General features: G+C 53.6%; 1 rRNA gene and 1 pseudogene. One reads left to right on the forward strand and one right to left on the reverse strand.

The features are described from left to right. Positions 1–121 (reverse strand): annotated as a pseudogene (locus tag E0D98_RS28370) (hypothetical protein); the annotation flags it as partial. 4 nt (positions 122–125) lie between these two features. On the opposite strand from E0D98_RS28370, the gene E0D98_RS27185 reads away from it, so the two are divergent. Beyond that, a 16S ribosomal RNA gene (locus E0D98_RS27185) occupies positions 126–248 on the forward strand; the annotation flags it as partial.

Consider the following 248-nt stretch of genomic DNA (forward strand, 5'->3'; position numbering starts at 1 on the left):
TCGCACCGCTTGCCATCGCGATGCTAATACAGGTGGTCAGCAGACTGCCGATCCAGACGATAAACATCACCGGATTGCGCCATTGCGCCTGCGGGTTTAATTTTTTCACCGCTTCTTTCAGCGCCTGGGGAGTACGGCCGCAAGGTTAAAACTCAAATGAATTGACGGGGGCCCGCACAAGCGGTGGAGCATGTGGTTTAATTCGATGCAACGCGAAGAACCTTACCTGGTCTTGACATCCACGGAAG

The sequence above is a fragment of the Escherichia sp. KCJ4928 genome, assembly GCF_004352695.1.
In the GTDB taxonomy this organism is placed as follows: domain Bacteria; phylum Pseudomonadota; class Gammaproteobacteria; order Enterobacterales; family Enterobacteriaceae; genus ECMA0423.